The 24142-nt window shown below is 58.0% G+C and carries 20 protein-coding genes; 8 read left to right on the top strand and 12 right to left on the bottom strand.

Annotation, left to right across the window (positions count from 1 at the left end):
• Positions 1-37 precede the first annotated feature (37 nt).
• The gene (locus CJ255_RS11615; protein ID WP_097644267.1) at positions 38-796 is read left to right on the top strand and encodes a class I SAM-dependent methyltransferase; all 759 of its coding nucleotides are present in this window, start codon (positions 38-40) and stop codon (positions 794-796) included.
• A gap of 413 nt (positions 797-1209) precedes the next feature.
• Entirely contained in the window at positions 1210-3447 is a 2238-nt protein-coding gene (locus CJ255_RS11610; RefSeq protein WP_097644266.1) for an ATP-dependent helicase, read from the top strand.
• A 355-nt stretch (positions 3448-3802) separates the two neighbouring features.
• Here the strand turns inward: CJ255_RS11610 and CJ255_RS11605 are convergent, their stop codons facing one another.
• The 7 genes from CJ255_RS11605 to CJ255_RS11575 form a co-directional block, all read right to left on the bottom strand.
• The gene (locus CJ255_RS11605) at positions 3803-5473 is read right to left on the bottom strand and encodes a 2-isopropylmalate synthase (protein WP_097644265.1); all 1671 of its coding nucleotides are present in this window, start codon (positions 5471-5473) and stop codon (positions 3803-3805) included.
• A gap of 208 nt (positions 5474-5681) precedes the next feature.
• Positions 5682-6143, bottom strand: coding sequence for a four helix bundle protein (locus CJ255_RS11600; RefSeq protein ID WP_097644264.1), 462 nt, complete (start codon positions 6141-6143; stop codon positions 5682-5684).
• An 85-nt stretch (positions 6144-6228) separates the two neighbouring features.
• Positions 6229-7251, bottom strand: coding sequence for a ketol-acid reductoisomerase (gene ilvC / locus CJ255_RS11595; RefSeq protein ID WP_097644263.1), 1023 nt, complete (start codon positions 7249-7251; stop codon positions 6229-6231).
• A gap of 254 nt (positions 7252-7505) precedes the next feature.
• Positions 7506-8042: an acetolactate synthase small subunit gene (ilvN, locus tag CJ255_RS11590; RefSeq protein ID WP_097644262.1), complete on the bottom strand. Its 537-nt coding sequence runs from the start codon at positions 8040-8042 to the stop codon at positions 7506-7508.
• A 300-nt stretch (positions 8043-8342) separates the two neighbouring features.
• Positions 8343-10085 (bottom strand): biosynthetic-type acetolactate synthase large subunit, encoded by a 1743-nt coding sequence (ilvB, locus tag CJ255_RS11585; RefSeq protein ID WP_097644261.1) that lies wholly within the window; start codon positions 10083-10085, stop codon positions 8343-8345.
• Between the two features lie 444 nt (positions 10086-10529).
• Positions 10530-12023: a potassium/proton antiporter gene (locus tag CJ255_RS11580; protein ID WP_097644260.1), complete on the bottom strand. Its 1494-nt coding sequence runs from the start codon at positions 12021-12023 to the stop codon at positions 10530-10532.
• Positions 12013-12237, bottom strand: a complete 225-nt coding sequence (locus tag CJ255_RS11575) for a PLDc N-terminal domain-containing protein (RefSeq protein WP_097644259.1) — start codon at positions 12235-12237, stop codon at positions 12013-12015. Before CJ255_RS11575 ends, CJ255_RS11580 begins: the two co-directional genes overlap by 11 nt.
• A 463-nt stretch (positions 12238-12700) precedes the next feature.
• Between CJ255_RS11575 and CJ255_RS11570 the strand changes: the two genes are divergently transcribed.
• The 3 genes from CJ255_RS11570 to CJ255_RS11560 all read left to right on the top strand — a co-directional run bounded on the left by CJ255_RS11570 (position 12701) and on the right by CJ255_RS11560 (position 15479).
• Positions 12701-13567, top strand: a complete 867-nt coding sequence (locus CJ255_RS11570; RefSeq protein ID WP_097644258.1) for a DnaJ C-terminal domain-containing protein — start codon at positions 12701-12703, stop codon at positions 13565-13567.
• Positions 13564-13854 carry a MerR family transcriptional regulator gene (locus CJ255_RS11565; protein ID WP_174714069.1) on the top strand — a complete coding sequence of 97 codons (291 nt, stop codon included), beginning with the start codon at positions 13564-13566 and terminating at the stop codon, positions 13852-13854. The genes CJ255_RS11570 and CJ255_RS11565 overlap by 4 nt, the downstream gene beginning before the upstream one ends.
• Positions 13855-14033: 179 nt before the next feature.
• Entirely contained in the window at positions 14034-15479 is a 1446-nt protein-coding gene (locus CJ255_RS11560; RefSeq protein WP_097644257.1) for an O-antigen ligase family protein, read from the top strand.
• 213 nt (positions 15480-15692) lie between these two features.
• Here CJ255_RS11560 and CJ255_RS11555 read toward each other — a convergent pair whose 3' ends face one another.
• The 5 genes from CJ255_RS11555 to CJ255_RS11535 form a co-directional block, all read right to left on the bottom strand.
• The gene (locus CJ255_RS11555) at positions 15693-16211 is read right to left on the bottom strand and encodes an N-acetyltransferase (protein WP_097644256.1); all 519 of its coding nucleotides are present in this window, start codon (positions 16209-16211) and stop codon (positions 15693-15695) included.
• Positions 16212-16392: 181 nt separating this feature from the next.
• On the bottom strand, positions 16393-17769 hold the full coding sequence (argH, locus tag CJ255_RS11550; protein ID WP_097644255.1) for an argininosuccinate lyase: 1377 nt from the start codon (positions 17767-17769) through the stop codon (positions 16393-16395).
• 24 nt (positions 17770-17793) lie between these two features.
• Positions 17794-19017 carry a bifunctional glutamate N-acetyltransferase/amino-acid acetyltransferase ArgJ gene (gene argJ / locus CJ255_RS11545; protein ID WP_097644279.1) on the bottom strand — a complete coding sequence of 408 codons (1224 nt, stop codon included), beginning with the start codon at positions 19015-19017 and terminating at the stop codon, positions 17794-17796.
• A 293-nt stretch (positions 19018-19310) separates the two neighbouring features.
• Positions 19311-20024 (bottom strand): histidine phosphatase family protein, encoded by a 714-nt coding sequence (locus tag CJ255_RS11540; RefSeq protein ID WP_097644254.1) that lies wholly within the window; start codon positions 20022-20024, stop codon positions 19311-19313.
• Positions 20025-20082: 58 nt separating this feature from the next.
• Entirely contained in the window at positions 20083-21288 is a 1206-nt protein-coding gene (locus CJ255_RS11535; RefSeq protein ID WP_174714068.1) for an argininosuccinate synthase, read from the bottom strand.
• A 350-nt stretch (positions 21289-21638) separates the two neighbouring features.
• Here CJ255_RS11535 and CJ255_RS11530 point away from each other — a divergent pair, with 350 nt between their 5' ends.
• From CJ255_RS11530 to CJ255_RS11520, 3 genes are read left to right on the top strand one after another with little or no spacing between them, the layout of a single operon-like run.
• Positions 21639-22763, top strand: a complete 1125-nt coding sequence (locus CJ255_RS11530; protein ID WP_165774674.1) for an ArsA family ATPase — start codon at positions 21639-21641, stop codon at positions 22761-22763.
• Between the two features lie 17 nt (positions 22764-22780).
• A complete protein-coding gene (locus CJ255_RS11525) occupies positions 22781-23596 on the top strand; it encodes an SDR family NAD(P)-dependent oxidoreductase (protein WP_097644252.1) in 816 nt (271 codons plus the stop codon).
• A 14-nt stretch (positions 23597-23610) separates the two neighbouring features.
• The gene (locus CJ255_RS11520) at positions 23611-23979 is read left to right on the top strand and encodes a helix-turn-helix domain-containing protein (protein ID WP_097644251.1); all 369 of its coding nucleotides are present in this window, start codon (positions 23611-23613) and stop codon (positions 23977-23979) included.
• Positions 23980-24142 lie beyond the last annotated feature (163 nt).

The following is a 24142-nucleotide window of genomic DNA, read 5'->3' as shown; positions in this document are numbered from 1 at the left end:
CTACAATCTACAATCGAAAATGGTATCACCTACCCTTATGAACTACGATCCCTTTGCCCGCTACTACGATGCAGACTTTCGTGATTACCACGACGATCTGGCGCTCTACCGCGAATTGGCCCGGCGCACTGGTGGCCCGCTGCTGGAGTTGATGTGTGGCACTGGGCGTGTGCTGCTGCCCCTTGCCGCCGAGGGCCATATGCTGACTGGGGTGGACATCTCGCCCGCTATGTTGCAGATTGCCGCAGCACGGCTCCAGGAGTTTGATCTGAGTGCCCAAGTCAACTTGATCGAGGGGGATGTGCGTTCGCTGAGTCTGCCGGAACGACACTTTGCGCTCGCTTTTGTCGCGGTCAATTCCTTTATGCACCTTGAGACGGTACGCGACCAGTTGGCCTGCTTAAGCAATGTGCGTCGCGCCCTGACCCGCCGTGGTCTGCTGGTACTCGATCTCTTCAGCCCTGATCCTCACGAACTGCTGCGCGAAGACAACCGCCTTGTGCTCGACCGCGAGTATGAACTCGATGGCAATCATGTTCAGAAGTTCATTGCGATTGACAGTGATGTTGCCAGCCAACTGAGTCGCATCACCTACATCTACGACGAAACCGCGCCGAGTGGGATGCTCACGCGCCGCACGATGCACTTCAACCTGCGTTGGCTCTACCGCTTTGAACTTGAACACCTGCTGGCCCGCGCTGGCTTCAGCCTACGCAACCTCTACGGCTCCTACGAGCTCGATGAGTATGCCACCGGCAGCCCGCGGCTCATCGCTGTGGCTGGGCTCAGTCGCTAAACGACGACGCCCCCCAGAATCAGAAACGGCTGTTCACCATTGAACAGCCGACGAAGAGGGGGGGAAGCGGTGTGGTGCAAATCTTTGCTACAATAGGGCAGCTACCTTACGGGTGCAAGGCCGAGCCTGCCGTATATGACGATGACCACCGCACATCATGCGTCCCGTTGTTTACCTGCCTGTAGTATAACGAGCCTAGATTAGATGGGTGTTAAGTTCAGATTAGTGCAATGTTAGAAGATGTGAGTTAAAAGGGCTGCTGCCCTAAGAAGCTGTCTGAAAAGCTGGTAGGCACGCGTTGGAGTGCCGGCTTTAGCCGGCTGAAGCCGGCACTCCAACGCCAGTTGATAGAATGTTCAGACAGCCTCTAAGACCGTTAGGGCTAGGCGCCAAAACCCTCTCAGGATGTTCCTATGTCCAAGTTTTTGCAAGCTCTCAACCCGGCTCAGTGCCAGGCGGTCGAAGCCGCTGATGGGCCGGTTCTGGTTCTCGCTGGCCCCGGTAGTGGCAAGACGCGGGTTTTGACCCATCGGGTGGCCTATTTGATCGAGCAGCGTGGGGTTGATCCCTTCAATATCTTGGCGGTCACGTTTACCAATAAGGCCGCCCGTGAGATGAAGGATCGCTTGGAGGCGCTGGTGGGGGCTCAGGCGGCCTATGCCTTGAGTGTGGGGACGTTCCATAGTCTTTGTGCGCGCTTTTTGCGCCGTGATATTGTCCATCTGGGCCGCGAGCGCAATTTTGTGATCTATGATGGCGATGACCAGCAGCGTTTGATGCGCCGGGTGCTGCGTGAAATGAATGTTGATGAGAAGCGCAATCCGCCTCGTTCGCTGCTGGCGCGCATTTCGAGTGCCAAGAATGAACTGGTTGGCCCCGCTGAGTATGCGCGCCTGAACCGTAGTAGTCCCTTTGATGAATTGGTGGCGACATGTTACCAACGCTACCAGGTGCTGCTGCGTGAGGCGAATGCGCTCGATTTTGACGATCTGCTGGTGGAGACGGTGCGCCTCTTTGATGAGCATCCCGACGTGTTGGCCCACTACCATACCCGCTTCACTGCGCTGCTGGTGGATGAGTATCAGGATACCAATCGGGCCCAGTATCTGCTCATTCGCCAGTTGGCCGCGCAGCAGCGTAATCTCTTTGTGGTGGGCGATGATGACCAGTCTATCTATCTCTTTCGCGGGGCCGATGTACGCAATATCCTCCAGTTTGAGCAGGATTATCCTGAAGCACAGGTGATTCTGCTTGAGCAGAATTATCGCTCGACCCAGAGTATTCTTGATATTGCCCAAGCGATCATTCAGGCCAGTCAGAAACCCAAGCACCTCAAGCGCCTCTGGACCGAGAATGGCGGAGGGGCCCATGTGACGCTCCATAAAGCCGTTGATCAGGATGCGGAGGCGTTGTTTGTCGCCGATGAGCTTGTGCGCCTGATTGCCTCCGGCGACGTTGCGGCCCGCGATTGTGCGATTATGTACCGCACCAACGCTCAGTCGCGTGCGGTTGAAGAGGCGCTTATTCGCCGCGCTTTGCCCTACCAGATTGTCGGGGGCACGCGCTTCTATGAGCGCAAAGAGGTGCGCGATATTCTCGCCTACCTACGTGTACTCTACAACCCCTACGATAGCGTGAGCTTGACCCGCATTCTCAATTGGCCGGGGCGGGGCATTGGTCAGCGCACCGAGCAGGAGTTGATCAGTTGGGCTGCGACGCTGGGTGTGCCGCTCTTCCAAGCCCTGCGCGAACTGGAGGATGCGACTACTGCTACGCCTTTCAATGCGCGGACGACCAAGGCGCTCTTAGAATTTTTGCACCTGCTTGATCATCTGCGGAGCACCAGCCAAACCACTCCGGTTGCCAGTGTGATCGAGCAGATCTGCGAGTGCATTGCGGCCCGTGCCACCCTCGAACGCGAATATGATCTGCTGGAAGCCGAAGAACGCTGGCAGAACTTGGTGGAGCTACGTGATGTGGCCGAGAGCTACAAGCATCTGCCGACGGAAGCCCAACTGCCTACCTTCCTCGAAGAGGTGGCTCTGGTGGCCGAGGTGGATAAACTCGATCCCAATGCCGACAAGGTGACCTGTATTACGCTGCATCAGGCCAAGGGGCTTGAGTATGCGGTTGTCTTTCTGATCGGCCTCGAAGAGGGGCTATTGCCCCACAGCCGTTCGGCCCAAGACCGCGATCAGCTTGAAGAGGAGCGCCGTCTGCTCTATGTGGGCATGACCAGGGCGCAGCGCAAACTCTACCTCTGCCACGCCAGCGAACGCATGAACTATGGGCGCTTCAACAGTAGCCGTCCGTCGCGCTTTCTCAGTGACATTCCCAAAGCCTTGCTCAAAGGCGTGCCCCAACGCAGCCCCAAGGCACCTGCTCCGCAGACCACCATGTTTAGTCCACGGAGCGCCTTGGGCGATCAGAAACCAGCCACGGGCAGCCGCACGCGCCGCCCTAGTGCCGCACCGCCCCCAGAGGAGACGCGCTTCTCACGGGGGCAGCAGGTACGCCACGCCATCTTCGGTAGTGGCACCGTCATTGCCAGCCGCCTGGTTGACGGCGACGAAGAGGTCACCGTGCGCTTCAACGACCGCGAGCGCCGCCTCTTGGCAAGTTTTGCCAATTTGGAGCAGGTGGATGCGTGAGGCGCAGACGCGCAGAGGCGTGAGGCGTGAGGTGTGAGGCGTGAGGCGCAGAGGCGCAGAGGCGCAGAGGCGTGAGGCGTGAGGCGCAGAGGCGTGAGGCGTGAGGCGTGAGGCGCAGAGGCGTGAACCTCGCGTGCTCGCGTGCTCGCGTGCTCGCGTGCTCGCGTCTGCGCGTGCTCGCGTGCTCGCGTGCTCGCGTGCTCGCGTCTGCGTGTGCTCGCCTCCTCGCCTCCTCGCGTGCTCGCGTCTGCGCGTGCTCGCGTGCTCGCGTGCTCGCGTGCTCGCGTCTGCGCGTCCTCGCGTCCTCGCGTCCTCGCGTCCTCGCGTCCTCGCGTCCTCGCGTCCTCGCCTCCTGCTAATCAGTAGTATAGCCAGCCGCGTAGGCCACCGCCTCGGCCTTGATGCGCTCTTCGTGGGCGGCGAGCATCTTGTTGAGGGCGGCGATATAGGCGTAGGCAGCGGCGATGATGGTGTCGGTATGGACGCCATAGCCACTAAAGATCTGCTGGGCGCTGCGTCGTCCACTCAGTACGGTTTCAGTACTGCTGCTTGAGGTCAATGCCTCGGCACCATTCGTCTCGCTGGCCTCACCCTGCTCGCGGATGCGCACGGTGACCTCGGCGACCGCATCGAGTCCCTCGGTAATCGCATTGATCGAGAATTCGATCAGCTCACTGGGCCGCTGAACGATACGGTTGATCGCCGCATAGATCGCATCTACCGGGCCAGCCCCTTGGTTGCTATCCACATGCATGGTGCCATCGGGGCCAATCAGACGCACCGTAGCGGTGGGGATCATGCTACTACCCGACGTATACTGCACATGGTCGAGCTTAAAGATCTCCGGCGTATGTTGCAGTTCGCCGGTCACAAGCGCCAAAATATCGCGGTCATCCACCCGCTTCTTGCGGTCGCACAGCTCCTTAAAACGCTCAAAGATATGCTGGAACTCCTCTTCGCTATCGAGTTCCACCCCCAGCGCATGGAGCTTCGTGCGTAGCGCGTGGCGGCCCGAATGTTTGCCCAACACCAACTCATTGCCATCAAGCCCCACCGTTTCGGCACTCATGATCTCGTAGGTCTGCCGATGTTTCAAGACCCCATCCTGATGGATGCCCGACTCGTGGGCGAAGGCATTGGCCCCAACAATCGCCTTGTTGGGCGGCACCGGCACGCCGATAAAGCTTGAGACGAGGCGCGAGGTACGGGCGATCTCTTTGGTGTTGATCTGGGTGCGTACCCCATAGAACTGGCCACGGGTATGGATCGCCATCACCACCTCTTCGAGCGAGGCATTACCAGCGCGTTCACCAATCCCATTGATGGTACACTCCACCTGACGGGCCCCGGCGCGCACCCCAGCAAGCGAATTGGCCACCGCGACGCCCAGATCATCGTGGCAATGGGTCGAAATAATGCACTCCTTGATCCCCGGCACATTGTTGTAGAGATCGGCAATCATCGCGCCATACTCATCGGGCGTGAGATAGCCCACCGTATCGGGAATATTGAGCGTCGTTGCGCCCGCCGCCACCGCCACCGCCACCGCTTCGCGCAGGAAAGCGGGATCACTGCGGCCCGCGTCCATGGGCGAAAATTCAATATCAGCACAGAGTGAACGGGCAAAGCCCACCATCTCGCGGATAATCTCAAGGCACTGGGCGCGCGTCTTGCGGAACTGGTGTTCCAGATGAATGTCCGAGGTGGACATAAAGGTATGGATGCGTTTGTTCGCAGCAGGCTGAATCGCACTCCATGCCTTCTCAATATCATCACGATTCGCGCGGGCCAAGCCAGCAATCACCGGGCCATCGGCGCTCCCCACCTCACGGGCAATCTCGTGAACTGCGGCCCAATCACCGGGCGAGGCGGCAGGAAAACCAGCCTCGATAATATCCACATTCAGGCGCGCCAACTGCCGCGCAACCTGAAGCTTCTCCTCTAGCGTCATCGTACAGCCCGGTGCCTGCTCGCCGTCGCGCAGCGTGGTATCGAAGATGCGTACTTGACCTACGTTGGGATCCATTGTGTTATTTTGCTCCTTGATAAGAACAGAGGAACAGGTGAACAGAGGAACAGAGGAACAGGTGAACAGGTGAACAGAACATCGTCCTCTATGTTGAAACTTTTCCTAAGATGCTGTCTGAAAAGTCTATGAACTGGCGTTGGAGTGCCGGCTTCAGCCGGCTAAAGCCGGCACTCCAACGTGTACTCACTAGCTTTTGAGACAGCTTCTAAGAACAATAGTCAGATGCTAAGTAAGGCGGTGCTGGTGCTTGCTCACCATAAGCTTCACTCGTTTCTTTGATGCGCTGCTTATCTTGAGTTTCAGCCTTTTCAAGTGAGCGAATCTTGGTCGTAAGCATGGCGCTAAGTTGATCGCAACGATTATGGAACTGTGTTGCTTCATCAAGGGTAAGCACACCTTCACGCCATAGCAGATCAATCCAACTATCAGTTTCAGCCACGGAACCCCGTGCAATCGACAGGTGATTGCGGTGGGCTCCGTAGCTGAATCTGCCATGACCTTCAGCAATATTTGCTGCGATCGAGGTTGCTGAGGCGATGATTTGGCGTCCAATAACCGCATTGGCCCAACTCTGAGACATGCGCTTAGTTAGCTGAATTACAGCATGGCCTAAATCTTGCGCTTGCTGCCATAAAATTAGGTTGCGGAAATGGTACGTCTTCGTCATCGTCTGTTTCTCTGCTCTTAGATTCTGCCCTTTAGGTCATCGTCTGTTCGTCTGTTCCTCTGTTCTTAGGTTCTGCCCTTGCCCTCTACGCTCCCCCTGAACCAGGGGTTACCTCGCGCGGATTCACAAAGGGCATCATGCGGCGCAGCTCGCGGCCAACCTGCTCGATCTTGTGGTCAACATCGGCGGCGCGGCTGGCGTTGAAGCGCGGACGCCCGTTGGCGTTCTCGTCAATCCAGTCCTCGGCAAACGCGCCGGTCTGGATGTCGGCGAGGATCTGCTTCATGGCTTTGCGTGTCTCGTCGTTCACCAGCTTCGGCCCGGCCACATAGTCGCCCCATTCCGCTGTGTCCGAAACGGAGTAGCGCATGTAGTTCAAGCCACCCTGGTAGAAGAGATCTACAATCAGCTTGAGTTCGTGCATACACTCGAAGTAGGCAACCTCAGGCTGGTAGCCCGCCTCAACCAAGGTCTCAAAGGCGGCCTTGACCAGGTTGCTGACCCCGCCACAGAGGACCACCTGCTCACCAAAGAGGTCGGTCTCGGTCTCTTCGGCAAAGGTGGTCATGAGCACACCGGCGCGGGTGCAGCCAAGCCCTTTGGCATAGGCGAGCGCATCGGCAACCGCGCCGCCACTGGCGTCCTGCTGCACGGCTACGAGGGCAGGCACACCACCACCCTGGGTATAGACCTCGCGCACACGGTGACCGGGGGCCTTGGGGGCAACCATACTCACATCAATCTCAGGGCTAGGAATAATCTGGCCAAAGCGAATATTGAAGCCATGGGCAAACATCAGCGTCTTACCGGCCTCCATATGGGGCGCAATATGATCACGATAGATCTCACCCTGCCCAATGTCAGGCGTCAGCAGCATAATCATCTGGGCAGCCTGCGCAGCATCAGCGACACTCATGGGCGTCAGGCCCACCGCCTCAACCTTGGCCCAACTCTTTGAGCCAGGATAGAGGCCCACCACTACATCGAGGCCACTCTCAGTAAGATTGCGCGCATGGGCATGGCCCTGGCTGCCAAAGCCAATGATTGCGATCTTCTTGCCCTTCAGCCGCTCAAGGTCCGCCTGCTTGTCGTAGAAAAGCTCCGCCATGGGTGATCTGATCCTCTCTTATCAATACTTCCGAAACGCCTTGCGGCGGTGGGTAGGGCTGCCGCCCTAAAACCTACGGTTGGGGCTACGCCCCAAACCCCGTTTGAGGGTGCGCGCGGGAACCAGGTTCCCGCGCGCGCCCCCTCCGTCCGAGGGGAGGGTAGGGCTGCCGCCCTGAAACCTACGGTTGGGGCTACGCCCCAAACCCCGTTTGGGAGTGTGCGAGGGAACTAGGTTCCCTCGCGCGCCCCCTCCTAGTTGGCGACTGGCGCAGTTGCGCCGTTGCCACTCTCGACATACTGGTCGGCATTATGGCCACGCGAGCCGCGCACCATCGCAATCCGTCCGGTACGCATCATCTCTTTGATGCCATAGGAGCGGATGGTATCGATGAAATTCTGCACCTTGGAGGGGGTGCCGCTCATTTCAATGATCATTGTGCTGCTGCCAACATCAACGATCTTGGCATCAAAGACGCCACACATAGCCACAATCTCGTGGCGTACTGAAATGGGCGCGTGCAGCTTGAGCAGCACCATCTCGCGTTCGACGGTGGGATCGTCGGTGACATCGCTCACCTTGATCACTTCGATTAAGCGGTAGAGCTGTTTGACCACCTGCTCCACCTGGGTAGACTCAACGACGATGGTGAGACGGCTAATGCTTGGCTGCTCGCTATGGCCCACGGCCAAGCTTTCGATGTTATAACCGCGCCGACGGATCAAGCCGATCACGCGACTCAGCACGCCTGGTTGATCCTGAACGAGGGCGACGATGGTGTGTTTTTTCATAGCTTTTGTATTCCTGAAGAACCTATTTGGATGAACAGAGGAGCGGACGAACAGATGAACAGAGAAGCGGATGAGCGGATGAACAGAGGAGCGGATGAGCGGATGAACAGAGGAGCGGACGAACGGATGAACAGAGGAGCGGATGATGTGTCATTTGGCACGTACGTATTGCTGTTCCTCTGTTCCCCTGTTCTTCTGTTCTCCTGTTCCTCTGTTCCCCTGTTCCCCTGTTCCCCTGTTCCCCTGTTCTTCTGTTCCCCTGTTCCCCTGTTCCCCTGTTCTTCTGTTCCTCTGTTCTTTTTAGGCACCTGAATTCTCAGTGATCATATCGCCAATCGAGGCATTCTGCGGCACCATCGGGAAGACATTGACTTCGCGCTCGACGCGGAAATCAATCAGGACGGGGCCGTTGGTGGCTTGGGCCTCTTCAATCGCGGCCTGCACTTGGTTGGTGTGTTCAACCGTCATGCCCTTCCAGTAGTAGGCTTCGGCCAGTTTGGCGAAGTTGGGGCCACTGAGCGGCGTGCCACTGTAGCGCTTATTCTCGAAGAGCTCTTGCCACTGGCGTACCATCCCCAGGTAGCCGTTATTGATCACCGCGACCTTAATGTTCTTAATGCCCTCCTGGATGATCGTCGCCATCTCCTGGTTGGTCATCTGGAAGCCGCCGTCACCACAAACCACCCAGACGGTCTTATCGGGGTGAGCAATGGCGACGCCGAGGGCAGCGGGCACCGAGAAGCCCATAGTCGCGGCACCCCCGGAGGTGATGTGGCTCCGTGGGCCTGCGTTCCAATCGAGCAACTGAGCGGCCCACATCTGATGCTGGCCCACATCGGTCACGACAATGATATTCCCGCGTTCGGCGATATGGCGATTGAGCGCGGCATAGACATCGTGGGGCGGCAGGGCCATATTCTGCACCGCTGCGCGGTTGATATACTGCTGCTTGCCCTGATGCTTATCCTGCAACTCACGGATATACTCCATCCAATCGGAGGCGTGGGCGTGGAGATCGGCCAGTTCCTCTTTGACCGGCAGTTCATCGAGCAGGGCTTGGAGCGCCATGCGCGCATCGGCCACAATCGGCACATCAACCTTGACATTCTTGCCAATCTCGGAGGGATCGATGTCAACATGGATGACCTTCGCATTGGGGGCGAAGGTACTCGCCTTGCCGGTGACGCGGTCATCGAAGCGGCCCCCAATATTGAAGAGCACATCACACTCCTGGATGGCGCGGTTGCAATGCACCCAGCCGTGCATCCCAGGCATGCCCAGGCTAAGCGGATGCTCTTCGGGGAAGGCACCAATCCCGTGCAGCGTGGTAATCACCGGCAGGCGCAGGCGCTCGGCGAAGTGGCGCAGTTCAGCGTGGGCACCGGCCATGATTACGCCGTTGCCAGCAATGATGAGCGGCTTCCTAGCCTGACGCAGCAACTTCAGCGCCTCGCGCAACTGCTTGCGATTGGGCTGATAGGTAGGCTTATAGCCCGGCAGATCGAGCTTCCGATCCCAATTAGGCACACAGCTCTTCTGCATCGCATCCTTGGTAATGTCAATCAACACCGGCCCGGGGCGACCCGTCGTAGCAATATAGATCGCCTCCTTAAAGACATAGGCCAACTCACTGGCATTCTTCACCAGATAGTTATGCTTGGTGATCGGCATCGTAATGCCGGTAATATCGGTCTCTTGAAAGGCATCCTTCCCAAGCACATGGCTCCCGACCTGGCCACAAATGGCCAAAAGGGGCGTACTATCCATCATCGCATCAGCAACCGGGGTGACCAAATTGGTCACCCCGGGGCCACTCGTCCCAATACAGACACCAATGCGCCCAGTGGAGCGGGCATACCCTTCGGCGGCATGGCCAGCGCCCTGCTCATGGCGACAGAGGACGTGACGCAGACGGTCGCGATACTCCCACATGGCAAAATAGAAGGGCATAATCGCCCCACCCGGAATACCGAACATCACCTCGACGCCCTCGCGAATAAGCGCTTCGCACATGATTTGAGCGCCGGTCAGCTCTTGGGACATAGAGTCGCTCCTTAACTAATTGCTTGGATCGCATCATTGCTGCTATTGGGGGCGTACCCCAACAGCAGATTTTAGGGTAGCTATCCCCTGATCGTGCTGCGCGGCTATGCCGCGCAGCACGATCAGAACACACACAAAAAACCCCCCGGCAGCGTCCGGGAGGCTCAGTCTTACTCAGGCTGCCAGGGTCTTGTCTGACCCTCCCTAACGCGAATCGCTCCACCGGCTAAGGAGGAGTACGAGGCCGCCGATAAGGAGGATATGCACAAAACGAGCGCCCATAAGCTGTATACATTATACCAAACATTACGAACTAACCACGTTCAGAATACCATAGGCGTTGATGGTCTGTCAAGTTGGGATGTGTGGGCGGCGCGGCGCTAGGACGAAGCACCGCGCAGGCGCGAACGTCCGGGCCGTTGCTACGCCCTTGCCCGTACAACATTACACCTCCTGCCTCAACGCTCCCGCATTCACCAAACGCACCTTGGCGTTGCTATAGATCTGCTTGAGGATCGGAATGGTTTCGGGTGTAGCCAAGACCAATAGGTGATCGTCGGCGCGGAGGACGGTGCCGCCGCTTGGCAGGATGGGCGTTTCGCCCCGCTGAATTTGGACAACCAATACGCCACGCGGTAGGCCAATATCGATCAGTGAGCGATCCACGAAGGGTGAATCGGCAGGGATAATCGCTTCGACCATGCGACTACTTAGCTTCACATCGGGGATGTAGACCTGCGATTCGCTTGGTTCGGCGCGTTCGGCATTGACCCCCAACCATTTGGCCACCCAGTTGATTGACATGCCTTGCAGTAGCACCGAAACGAGTACTACGAAGAAGATGACATTGAAGATCATGATCGCATCGGGCACACCGGCTATCAGTGGGAAGGTGGCCAGCACAATCGGTACTGCGCCGCGTAGGCCCGCCCAACTAACCATGAGTAGTTCGCGTAGCGAGCGGCGAAACCAGATCAGCACGGCGGCCACACTGATTGGGCGGGCGATAAAGATCAGAAAGAGCGCCACCAAGAGCCCTTGTGGTGCAACTGGAATCAGGGCTGAGGGAAAGACCAAGAGGCCCAGGCTTAAGAACATCGTGATCTGCATCAGCCAGGCCACACCATCATGAAAACGGAGAATCGTGCGTTTATGGACAATATTGCGGTTGCCCACAATGATTCCGGCGAGGTACACAGCCAAGAAGCCATTGCCCCCCAGTAGCGCCACTAGCCCATAGCAGAGCAGCGTCAGAGCAAGGCTAAAGACAACATATAAGCCCTCCTGCTGCAAGCGGATACGGTTGATCGCCATCACCATCAAGAAGCCACAGAGCCAACCCCCGCCCGCCCCAAGGGTCATTTGCAGAATAAAGCTCGGCACTAGGTCAATCAGCGACGATGCGGGTGTGAGAATCAGCCCCACCAGGCCAAGGGTCAGAAAGACCGCAATCGGATCATTGGAACCCGACTCCAGTTCGATCAACGGCTCCAGATTATGCTTGAGGTTCACCCCCCGTTCACGCATGACCGAAAAGACCGCTGCGGCATCGGTGGAAGAGACAATCGCACCCAACAGCAGCCCAGTCTTCCAATCGAAGCCAAAGAGCAGGATAGCAAAGCCGCCGAGCAGCATAGCACTCAGCAGCACGCCCACATTGGCCAAGAGCATCCCCTGGGCAAAGACCGGACGGATTGCCGACCATGTCGTATCAAGGCCACCCGAGAAGAGGATGAAGATCAGCGCCACAACCCCTACCGTCTGGGCCAACTGATAGTCACCAAACTCAAGCCCCCCTGGCCCTTCTGAGCCAGCCAGCATTCCAATCGTCAGAAAGAGTAGCAACGCAGGCACCCCAAAGCGGCTTGAGGTGCGTGTTGCTACAATGCTTACCCCCAAGAGTAAGCCAGTAATGAGCAAGAGCAGTTCAACCGACATTGTTCTTGCGCCCAAAAGCGAAGTAACTCAACGGGCCTACAAAGCTGACTAATGATGCCAATGCCCACGCCCAACGCGGCCCATGCACCTGCTCAGGCGCACGGCGCAAAATATCAACCAATGCCGTCGCCAACAGGCTCACCTGTAGACTAAAGACAAAGAGTAGCGCCCGGCGCTCCGAGGGGGTCAGTTCACTCCAGCGTAATTGTGGCATAGTGTTCTCCTCATAAAATGTTGCACACAAACCTATTCTATTATACGTCTAGGTGGGCGATTGGGATCGGCTTCGCCGCCCGCCAGCGGGGGGATAGAGGCTTCGCCTCATCCAAAAAACTCGTTAGCGCGAAAAAGCTCTGGGCCGTGACGTTGGCTCGGTGGCTGAGCCTGCCGAAGCCAGCCTGTCGAAGCCAACGTCGCGGTGGCTTCGACAGGCTGGCTTCGGCAGGCTCAGCCAACGCGACGCATCCCTACGAGCCCAAGGCTTTTTCGCGCTAACAAAAACTCTAGTGTTGTTCCGTGTTGGCGGCTTCGCCGCCAACACGGAACAACACTAGAGTTTGGGGCGCAGCCCCACAAGCTATAACATTCCTCTAACAGCAAAACCTTGACAAGCCCACTATCAAGGTTTTACAATCAAGCTAGAAATCAAGCCAAACGAGCCAAGAATTAGGGTTGCCATGAAGGACTACTACCAAGAATTAGGCGTTGCGCGTGGAGCGAGTGAGCAGGAGATCAAGCAAGCCTATCGCAAGTTGGCGCGCAAGTACCATCCCGACATCAACCCCGGCGATAAGACCGCTGAGGCGCGCTTTAAGGCGATCAATGAGGCTTATGAGGTGCTGGCCGATAAAGAGAAGCGCGAAAAGTATGATCGCTTTGGTGGCGATTGGAAGCGTTATGAGCAGGCTGGCCCCGGCTTTGATTATAGCGAAAATTTTGCCGATATCTTCGAGACGCTCTTTGGTGGGGGCCGTCGTGCTGGCTCTGGTGGCTTCAATCCGCGTGCCAGTGGCCAAGATGTTGATCAACCAGTTGAAATTACCCTCGAAGAGGCGTTTACTGGTACGCAGCGTACCTTGCAGGTGGCTGTGCCCTATAGCTCCCCCCGTACCATCACGGTGAAAATCCCGGCTGGTGTTGATACCGGCACGCGCGTGCGTGTGCCCGGCGAGGGGGCCGCTGGTTTCAATGGTGGGAGTCGGGGCGACCTCTACCTCGTTGTTTCGCTGCTGCCCCACCCGCGCTATGAACGCAAAGGCAGCGATCTGCACCTGACGGTGCCGGTCAATCTCTACACCATGCTGCTTGGCGGCCAAGCGCCGGTGCCAACCCTCGCCGGGCGTACCCTCAACCTCACCATTCCCGAACAGACGCAGAGTGGGCGCGTCTTCCGCTTGGGTGGTCAGGGCATGCCGATCCTGCAAAGTAACAAACAGGGCGACCTGTATGTGAAGGTACAGGCCGAATTGCCCACGAATCTGAGCGAGCGCGAACGGGAACTCTTTGAGGAATTGCGTCGCATCAAGGAGAGCAAGGTGGCATGAACGAGCAGCGCACCTACACCATTCGGGTAGCGGCGCAGTTAGCCGGTCTGCACGAGCAGAGCCTCCGCACCTATGAGCGCCGTGGCCTGATCAATCCGGCCCGTAGCAAGGGCAATATTCGTCGTTTTAGTGATGCCGATGTGGAGCAGATTCGTTTGATTAAGCGCCTTGTTGATGATCTCGGCGTTAATCTTGCAGGTGTTGAGGTGATCATCCAACTGCGTCGCCAACTCCTTGAGGCCCGTCGTGAGTTGCATGAGTTGCGACGGCAACTGCAAGAGCATTAATACCATTTCAGATTGTAGATTGCCGATTGCCGATTGCCGATTGCCGAACATGGCGTCCCAATGGATTTTAGCGTTCTTGATGATGCGGCATGCTCAACGGTAATTGGTATAAAAAACCTCTTTCGTTCGTGTTGGCGGCTTTGCCGCCAACACGAACGAAAAAAGATTTTTAGAACGAAATGATCCATTCCCCAGAAAAACAATTTCAAGAACCGCTACGTATTCCCTGGTTGCCGCGCCCCTTGTTGGTGGGCGGGATCATGGTGCTAACCGCGCTGGCTAGTCTGGCGCTTGGTTTCTTTGCGGCTGAGGGGAGCATGATCCCTATGCTGGCCCTGATCTTTCCCGCCGTGGCGCTGATTGGGGCCATGTTTGCCGTGCGCTACCTTGAGTTTCTGGTGTTGATCTTTCCGCTTACCGCCCTAGCTATGCGCTTTGCCGAGATTCCTACCGGAACCGAGAGTCCGCTCCATATTAGCTTGGTACTCTCCTTGGGCTTGGTGGGCATCTGGATCGTGACCATGTTTGTGCGCCGCGATTGGCAGGTGCCCAAGACCTCCTTCAACGCCTCGCTTTTTGTCTTTATGGCCATCTGCTGCATCTCGCTGCCTTGGGGTATCCTCTGGCGCGATCCGATCCTGAACATGGCCGCAATGGGGGGCAGTTTTCCCATTACCCAGACCGCTTCGCTGGCGAGTATGCTTGTTTCGATGTGCATACCCTTCCTAGTGGGCTACTACATTGATAGCGAGTGGAAGATTAAGTTCTATCTCGCCGCCTTTGTCATTGGCGGTACGCTGATGACCATGACCCAACTCTTGGAGATAGAACAAGACATCCTGACCGACGCAGGGCTCTGGGGGCTCTGGTATGTTGCGATCCTTTTTAGCATTATGCTCACGCTACCAGGGGTGGCATGGCATTGGCGGGCGCTCTGCCTGGGGCTGATTGGGATGCACCTCTACCTTGTCGTCATCCTCAATTCTGGTTGGCTCTCTGGATGGGTTCCAGGTATTATAGGCATCGGTGGGGTTATTTTCTTGTATTCACGCAAATATTTCTTCATCATGGTCTTGTGCTTGGCGCTGCTTGCGATTGGCCCCGCCAGTAGCTACATTGAAACGGTGATTGAAGAGGAGAAGGAAGAGGGCGGGATGGAGCGCCTCGATATCTGGGAGCGCAACCTGGGGATTGTGGCCCAGCACTGGCTCTTTGGGATGGGGCCTGCGGGCTATGCGCCCTACAACATGACCTATTTTCCCTGGGATGCCCGTTCGACCCACAATAATTTTTTTGATGTGGTGGCCCAATTTGGCGTTGTGGGCTTGCTCACATGGTTCTGGTTTATGGGGGCCAGCCTCTGGTTCGGCTTACAGACGGTCAATCGCGCTCCGCCGGGCTTTCTGCGTACTGTTGCCATCATCGCGACCGGCGGATGGGCTGGGGCGCTCGCCTCAATGATGCTGGGCGATTGGGTGTTGCCCTTTGCCTACAATCAAGGCATTCGGGGCTACCCCTATACCGTCTACAGTTGGCTCTTCCTGGGCCTCTTGGTGAGTGTCCATCGCCTGTTGGATCGGGATGAGCCGGTGGTGAGTGATACCATTTCAGATTGTAGATTGTAGATTGCCGAACATGGCATCTCAATGGGCTTTAGCGTTCTTGGCTATGTGGCATGTTCAAGGGCAATTGGTATGATGAGTGACCTCGCCACTCGCCATTCGCCACTTGCCACTCATCACTCAGATTACACCAATTACCATTGAACATGCCGCATGCCTAATGACATTCAAGTGCATTGAGACGCCATGTCCGGCTATCGGCTATCGGATTTGGTATTACACCTGGCGAATCATCGCCACCTCGTCGCAGCGATCCTGCTTGAAGCATGTCGCGCAGTCCTGCCAGATCTTGTGGGGCAGATGGAGCTTGGGCACTTCGCGGAAACCGAGGCGGCTGAAGAAGCCCACTTGCAGCGTGAGCGCGAAGACCGTCGTGATGCCCAGTTCGCGTGCCTCCTCCAAGAGTGGTTCAACCATCAGACGGCCTAGTCCGCGCCCCTGGAAGTCGGGATGCACCGCGATGCTCACAATCTCACCCAGATCGGCCCAGGTGACATGCAGCGAGGCGCAGCCTACCACTTCGCCCGCCGCTTCCGCGACGATGAAGGCGCGCACTTTGTTGTAGAGCTGATCCAGCGTCTTGGGCAGCATATCGCCCCGCGCAGCGTAGTAGTTGATCAGCTCGTAGAGACGAGGGATATCGCCCACCCGAGCCCTGCGGATCAGCACTTGGGCTTCGGGCGGGGCGTTGAGCCGTGGTAGGCTGACTGGCGGCTGGTATAGGGGACTGGTCATAGGCAATACTCGCTGTGGGGAAAAGTAGGAAATAGGAAAGCAGGAAATAGGAAAGCAGGAAGCAGGAAAGCAGGAAGCAGGAAAGCAGGAAATAGGAAAGCAGGAAGGAGGTAAGGCGACATACACAACCAAACCTCTGTGTCCTCTGTGCCTCTGTGGTGAAAAACTCTGTACCTCTACCTCACCTCTTCTCGCCGCGCCAACGCGCACACTGCTCCAAGACCCGTTGCGGCGCAGTGCCGCCGCTGCTCTCTTTGCGGGCGACACTGCGCGCAAAGTCGAAACAGGCGTAGATGTTGGAGTCCAGTTCAGGGTGTACCGCTTGGTATTCGGCTAGGGGCAGTTCTCGGAGGCTGAGGTTGAGTTCGAGGGCGCGTCGCACCAAGCGCCCTACTTTGCTGTGCGCTTCGCGGAAGGCTACCCCATGCCGTACCAACTCGTCGGCCAAATCGGTAGCAAGCATGGCATCGTCAAGCGCCGCCAGCATACGCTCCGGACGGGCACGCATGGTTGCAACTGCCGCTGCCGCCACCTCAAGCGCCAGATCGAGGGTGTCGAAACTATCGAAGAAGCCCTCTTTGTCCTCCTGCATGTCCTTGTTGTAGGTCATGGGCAGACCCTTGAGGACAGTCAGGAGCGCCACGAGGTTGCCGATCAGGCGCCCACTCTTGCCCCGTAGCAACTCCATGCTATCGGGGTTCTTCTTCTGGGGCATGAGGCTGGAGCCGGTGCTGTAGGCATCGGCGAGTTCAACAAAGCCAAACTCGGTGCTACTGTAGATAATCAGGTCTTCAGCCAGACGGCTCAGGTGTACGCCACTGAGCGCAAAGGCAAAGTGCAACTCAGCGAGGTAGTCGCGGTCGGCAACCGCATCAAGCGAATTTCCGGCCACTTCATCAAACTCATCGAGAGCCTCAGTGAGCCGTTCGCGCTCAACGCCCAAACTATTGCCAGCCAACGCACCGGCACCCAAGGGCAGCGTGCGTGCGCGCGCAATCGCATCCTCAATGCGCTGGCGGTCGCGCTCAAACATCTCAAGGTAGGCCAAGCACCAATGGCCAAAGGTGATGGGTTGGGCCCGCTGCAAATGGGTATAACCGGGCATCAAGGTTGCGGCATGCGCTTCCGCCTGATCCAACAGGGCCAATTGGAGCGCCATCAAGCGCTCACCGATCTGACGCGCAACCCCAATCGCAAAGAGGCGCATATCGGTTGCCACCTGGTCGTTGCGTGAGCGTCCGGTGTGCAGCTTGAGCGCCGCCGCGCCGACCAGTTCGTGCAACCGCCGTTCGACCGCCGTATGGACATCCTCATCGCCCTCTTTGGGCTCAAAGCTCCCATCGGCAAACTCACGGCGCACCAACTCCAAGCCCTGAACCAGCGTCTCACACTCTTCGGTGCTAATCAGCCCGGCCTGTTCGAGGGCGCCGGCCCATGCGATACTGCCAGCAATATCTACCGTCACCAGCCGTACATCAAAGCGAAACGAATCATTGAAACGACGCATCGTCTCAGCCGTTGGTTCGGCGAAACGCCCGCCCCAGAGTCGATGTTCCATAGCCACCCCGTACTCAAAGACAACCTATGTGCGATACTCGGTATTAATCTGAATATAACCCTCAGTCAGATCACACGTCCAGACGGTTGCCGCAGCTTCGCCCAGGCCCAAATCGGCTTCAATCAGCACTTGGGGTACGTCGAGCAGGGCCGTGGCAGCGGCTTCATCGAAGGGTAGCGGCAGGCCGCCCTCCAACACCCGCATGCCCCCAAAGTCGAGAATAACCCGTTCGGGATCAACCTCGGCTCCACTATAGCCAATCGCGCAGAGCACGCGCCCCCAGTTGGGATCGGCTCCATAGAGAGCCGTCTTGACCAAAGGGGATTTGGCGATGGTCATGGCGGCTAGTTTGGCATCGGCGTAGCTCTGGGCACCACGCACGTTAATCGTGATGAAGCGGGTCGCCCCTTCGCCGTCGCGCACCACCGCGTGGGCGAGGCGCTGGCAGAGGGTGGTGAGGCCAGCAAGGAAGGCGGCACCATCAGGGCTGTCAAGCTGTTCAATCGGCTGATTGCCTGCCATTCCATTGGCCATCACCAGCAGCGTATCGTTGGTACTGGTGTCGCCGTCAATACTGATGCTGTTAAAGCTCAACTCGGCTGCTTGGCGCAGGGCCGCATCGAGCACTGCGGGGCTCAGCGCAGCATCACTGGTGATCACTGCGAGCAGCGTGGCCATGTTGGGATGGATCATGCCCGCGCCCTTCGCCATGCCCCCCAGGCTAACCGTTGAACCTGATGGGAGCGCCACCCGCACTGCGGCATGCTTCGGGCGCGTATCGGTCGTCATGATCGCTTGGGCCGCCGCAAAGCCGTGGGCTTGATCGAGCCGCTTGGCGGCAGCCTCGATGCCCGCGACGATGCGCTCGATGGGCATCGGTACCCCAATCGTTCCCGTAGACATCACAAATACATGGTCAAGCGCCAAGCCAAGGGCTTGGGCACTGGTTTGGGCCATCGCCAGAGCCGCAGCAGCGCCAGCGCTCCCAGTGCAAGCATTGGCATTGCCCGCATTGACCACCAGGGCTTGTAAGATGCCGCCATTACGCGCCATCAAGTCCTGATCGTAGCGCACAGGGGCCGCCTTGACCCGATTGGTCGTAAAGATCGCAGCGGCGCTACATGGCTGATCGCTCACCAAGAGCGCCAAGTCGTCCCGCTGCTGGTATTTAATCGCACAATCCCACGTTGCGGCACGCCAGCCGCTGGGGGTGGTGGGATTGCCTTCATTGAGGATGGTGATACTCATGGTTGTGTTGGGGAACCAAGTTCCCATTCGCATTACGTGTAGGGCTGCCGCCCTGAGACCTGCTTTGGGGCGTAGCCCCAAACCCCGTTTTTTGTTCCGTGTTGGCGGCGAAGCCGCCAACACGGAACAAACAGGGTTTGTTAGCGCGAAGAAGCCTTGGGCTCGTGGGGGTGCGTCACGTTGGCTTCGACAGGCTCAGCCAACGTCGCGGTGGCTGAGCCTGTCGAAGCCAACGTCGCGGCCCAGAACTTTTTCGCACTAACAGTAACGTAGGATTTGAGTTGGAGCTTACCTCACTCGCCTTGACGCAGAGGTACAGCGGGGTGGCTATCACTGGTGAGGTCGGTGTACTCCCAGCGTACCGATTCAATCGCACCGATGTCGTGCAAGTGCGCAATGTCGTTGTAGCTATTGAGCCGCCAGAGCTGACGCCCACGCCGATGGACACGCTCCCAGTGGGTAATGCTGGTATTGCAGGTATGGAAATCGGTAGGGGGCAGGACAAAGGTTGGCATCTGGAAGAAGTAGAGGAAGGTTGCATCAATCACACCGCCATGGCAGACGATGACAATGGTTTTGTCCTCGTACGCTTCGATGATCCGCGTCAGTGTTTGGGCCACGCGCAGCATAAAGGTGCCCACACTCTCGCCCTCGGGGGCGATGGGGCGCAGGGGGAAATCCTGAAAGTTGGGGGCACCAAACTTGGCCCAGGCTTCTTGATTGGTCATACCATCGGCTGCGCCAATCTTGAATTCCTGCACGTCATCATCAAAGATGATCGGTAGCTTGAGGGCGGGCTGAATAATCTCGGCGGTCTGCTTCGCACGAGGCAGGGGGCTGGCAATCAAGACATCGGCCTGCAACTCACCGTGGGCCAAACGGTCACGTAGCCGCTCGGCTTGGGCCACGCCACGCGGCGTAAGCCCCTTGTCGCCTTGCATCCCGGCCATGATTGGTTGTACATTCGCCCATGATTCGCCATGGCGGATGAGGTAGAGTTGTGTCACGAAACCACCTTTGCTGGATAGGTCACGGGAACGCTATGCGCTCCCGTGATTCCAATACTTACTTCTTCATCAGAGCCTGCACCTTCATGCTCAAGCCGTAGAGCTTAATGAACGCCTCCGCATCGCGCTGGTCATAGACCGCATCGGGGCCGAAGGTGGCAAGGTCTTCGTTGTAGAGCGAGAAGGGCGAACGGCGCCCGACGATGATCAAGTTGCCTTTGTAGAGCTGCATGCAGACATCGCCCGTCATGGTGCGCTGGGTCGTAGCCACAAACGCATCGTAGGCTTCACGCACCGGGGTAAACCAGCGCCCATTGTAGACCAAGTCGGCATAATCGAGCGCAATGCGATCCTTGGCGCGGAGCGTCTCTTTATCGAGCACAATGCTCTCAAGTTCGCGGTGGGCCGTGTAGAGGATCGTGCCTGCGGGCGTCTCATAGACGCCCCGGCTCTTCATGCCCACGAGACGATTCTCGACGAGATCAACGCGCCCGATGGCATGCTTGCCGCCAATGCTATTGAGCAACTCGACCAGTTCCACAAGGCCCACACGCTGGCCATTGACCATCGTGGGCACACCTTGTTCAAAGCTTACCGTCAACGCTTCGGGCAGATCAGGGGCCTGTTGCGGGCTGGTGCTGAGTTGGTACATATCCTCTTCAGGCCCATGCCAGGGGTCTTCGAGTACGCCACCTTCATGGCTCAAATGCCAAAGGTTGCGGTCGCGGCTATAGATCTTCTCCGCAGTAGCGGTCACAGGCACATTATATTCAGCCGCATAGTCAAGCGCATCCTGGCGGCTCTTAATCGTCCACTCGCGCCAGGGGGCAATAATCTTAAGCCGTGGGTTCAGGGCAAAGTAGGTCAACTCAAAGCGCACTTGGTCGTTCCCCTTACCCGTCGCCCCGTGGGCAACCGCATCGGCCCCTTCGGCCTCAGCCACCTCCACCTGATGCTTGGCAATAATCGGGCGGGCGAAGGATGTGCCCAGCAGATACTTACGCTCATAGATCGCGCCAGCTTGCAGCGTGGGCAGGATATAGTCGCGAATAAACTCCTCGCGCATATCATGGACAATCAGCTTACTTGCGCCACTCGCGAGCGCCTTGGCCTCAAGCCCTTCCAGTTCCTCTGCTTGGCCAAGATCGGCACAAAAGCAGATTACCTCACAGCCATAGTTTTCCCGCAGCCACGGAACGATCACCGACGTATCGAGTCCCCCGGAATAGGCCAGAACGACCTTCTTCACATCGCTCCTGCTCATGCTGTTCCTCCATGACAAGACAACAAAAGAGCCAGCCTGCGCTCTGGCAAAGCTGGCCTGCGACCTCACGGCGAACAAGCGAAGCTAGCCGGGGCGCATGGCCGGCTGACGACGGAAACGATGACGCAAGGGGGTACGAGAGGTACGCACTCGCTGCGTTTGTAGCTTCTTCGTCCGGCTTTGCGACATGGTTGGCTTCCTTCGCTGCGCGGATGTTTACATTGAACGCAGGGCAGTATAGCATAGCCATAGGGGTGCGTCAACGCTCTGAGCACGTCAACATTTCGTTGGAGCTGCGCCCCAAGCCCTGCGTATTTCCAAGCTTGTCAAGGATATGCTACACTCATGGTATGCAAACGCTCATCTTTACTGGCCCCTTTGGGGCGAATGCTCTTGCTACCGCTCAAACTGCCGCTGCGGCTGCCGCTACGGCTGCGCGTGTGCTCATGATAAGTGTGGGCCCAGCCCACCCGCTGGCAACGTTGGTGGACAAGCCTGCCTTGCCTGAACCACAGGCGTTGAGTCCTCAACTCGATCTCTGGTGCCTTGAACCACTGAATGGCCTCACAGATGCATGGGAACTGCTGCGCCCTGCTGGGAGCCCGCCGATTGCTGGTGATGAACTCCCCATTGTTCCTGGCAGTGATCTCTTTCTCGCCGTAACCCAGTTGTCGAAGCTGGCTCAGGGCTACGATCTGGTCTGCGTGGATGCCGGGCCACCAGAGTTGCTGCTGCGTTCCTTGGGGATTCCCGATTCGTTTCGCTGGTTGGTGCGCCTCTTGATCGGCCTTGACCGTGGGCCGGGGCGCTCGCATGCTTCGGTCGCTCGGGCGATCATCCCGGCGGGGATGCTGCCCATTCCTGGTGAGTGGACAGGTGGGATTCAACAGGCGCGTGTCGCCTTTGAACGCCTCCGTGATGAGATGGTCGCCCCTTCAGCCACGCAGGTGCGCTATGTGTTGCCGCCCGACCGTGCCGGTCTTGCTGAGGCGCGGGTCAATATTCCGGCCTTCCAGCTCTTTGGGCTGGCCATCGAGCGGCTCGTGGCCGGGCCGCTGCTGCCCCCTGGCACGCCTGGCCTTGAAGCTTTGCTGGCTGAACAGGCCGCCGTGATCAATGAGGCGGGCACAATTTGGCCGGGCCGCACGGTCTGTCGCATGGCGGCCTCACCGACCGCGTTGTCGTTCGAGCAACTGGCCCACTTGGGAAGCCAACTCTACGCCAACGCCTCGCCGCTACCCAATCCACCGCCACCTTCACCCATCACCATGACCGAGCCACCCGATGCCTCGGTCATCCTCGATCTGCCTGGGGTGCCCCGCGAAGCCCTGGGCCTGACCCTCAGCGGCGACGAGTTGATCGTTCGCGTTGGGCCCTACCGCCGCCACCTGCTGCTACCCGAAGGTCTACGCGGCATGACCGCGATCAAGGCCGCCCGCCAGGGCGAGAAACTGGTCATTAGCCAGCGGCGCTAACGACAACATAAGAAACTATGCTACGCAAAACCATGACCCTTGAGGGGCAAGTTGCAGTGATCACGGGCAGTTCCCGTGGGATCGGACGGGCCATTGCCGAACGTTTTGGTGCAGCCGGGGCCCGTGTCGTTGTCTCATCGTCACAGCCCCAAGCGGTAGAGACGACCGTCCAGGCGTTGCTTGCCCGTGGGGTGGTCGCTACGGGTATCTCGTGCGATGTGGGTGAACGCACCCAGGTTGAAGCGCTGATGGCCTATGCCCTAGACAGTTTCAAACAGGTAGATATTTGGGTGAATAATGCGGGTATTTCTGGCACATTTGGTTGTGCCATTGATGTACCACCCGACGAATGGGAACAGGTCATCCGCACGAATCTCTTGGGCACCTACTATGGCTCACGCACCGTTTTGCCCTACATGCTCAAACGAGGCTATGGTAAGCTGATCAATGTCACAGGCGGCGGCTACCGGCGGGCCCAGCGCTACTTGGGTGCCTACAGCGCCTCCAAAGCGGGCATCGTGCGCCTCAGCGAAGCCCTGGCGCGGGAACACGCTGAGATCAAAGGCGTCTCCATTAATGTCCTTGCCCCCGGCATCGTTCCGACCGACATGACCAAAGAGTTGGTGGGGATTGGCCCTGCCGCCCAAGTCCTCTGGGCCTTCCCCAAAATCATGCAGGTCTTTGGCACCACCAGCGCAGAGACTGCCGAACTTGCGCTGTACATGGCCTCAGCGGCTACGAACGGCGTCAGTGGTAAAATCTTTGAAGTGATGCCGCGTCACCGCTCGCTCTGGCGCGTGGCGCGCTCGGTCTTTCGTAGGGATCGGTTGTAGGAGAGAGGAAAACTATGCGTAGCCTCAATGAACGTATTGGCGAAGTCGTGAAACGGAAGCGCACACGCGATCGTCTGACCCAAGCCGATCTTGGTAGCCGCATTGGTGTCAGTGGTTCCTACATCTCAGCCGTGGAAGCGGGCAATACCGGAGTACGCATTACTGAGCTTGAGGGGCTTGCTGCGGTCTTTCGTACTACGGCCATCGAAATGATCAACGAAGCCGCAGGCAAAGATAGCTACAGCTTCACGTCATCCAACCGTGAACGCGATGCCTTCATGACGCTCTACGATAGCCTCAATACAGAACACAAGCAACTGGGGCGCAAATTTCTGCTCTTCTTGCGTGAGTTGGAACTGCGTCCCGATGAGGAGCCTGCATAGCTTGTAGTCAGGACATGCGTTCATTGCCGCAAAAGAGCGCAAAGGAACGCAAAAAACAGCGGTACCTTCGCCCCGCTCCCACAACGTGGGAGAGGCGGTGCCCGGTTGGTGAGCCTGTCGAACCAGAGCTTGCCGAAGGGGGTAGGGGGTGAGGGCCATCCTG

The sequence above is a fragment of the Candidatus Viridilinea mediisalina genome (genome assembly GCF_002532535.1).
GTDB lineage: Bacteria > Chloroflexota > Chloroflexia > Chloroflexales > Chloroflexaceae > Viridilinea > Viridilinea mediisalina.
This window is presented reverse-complemented; position numbering and strand designations above follow the sequence as displayed.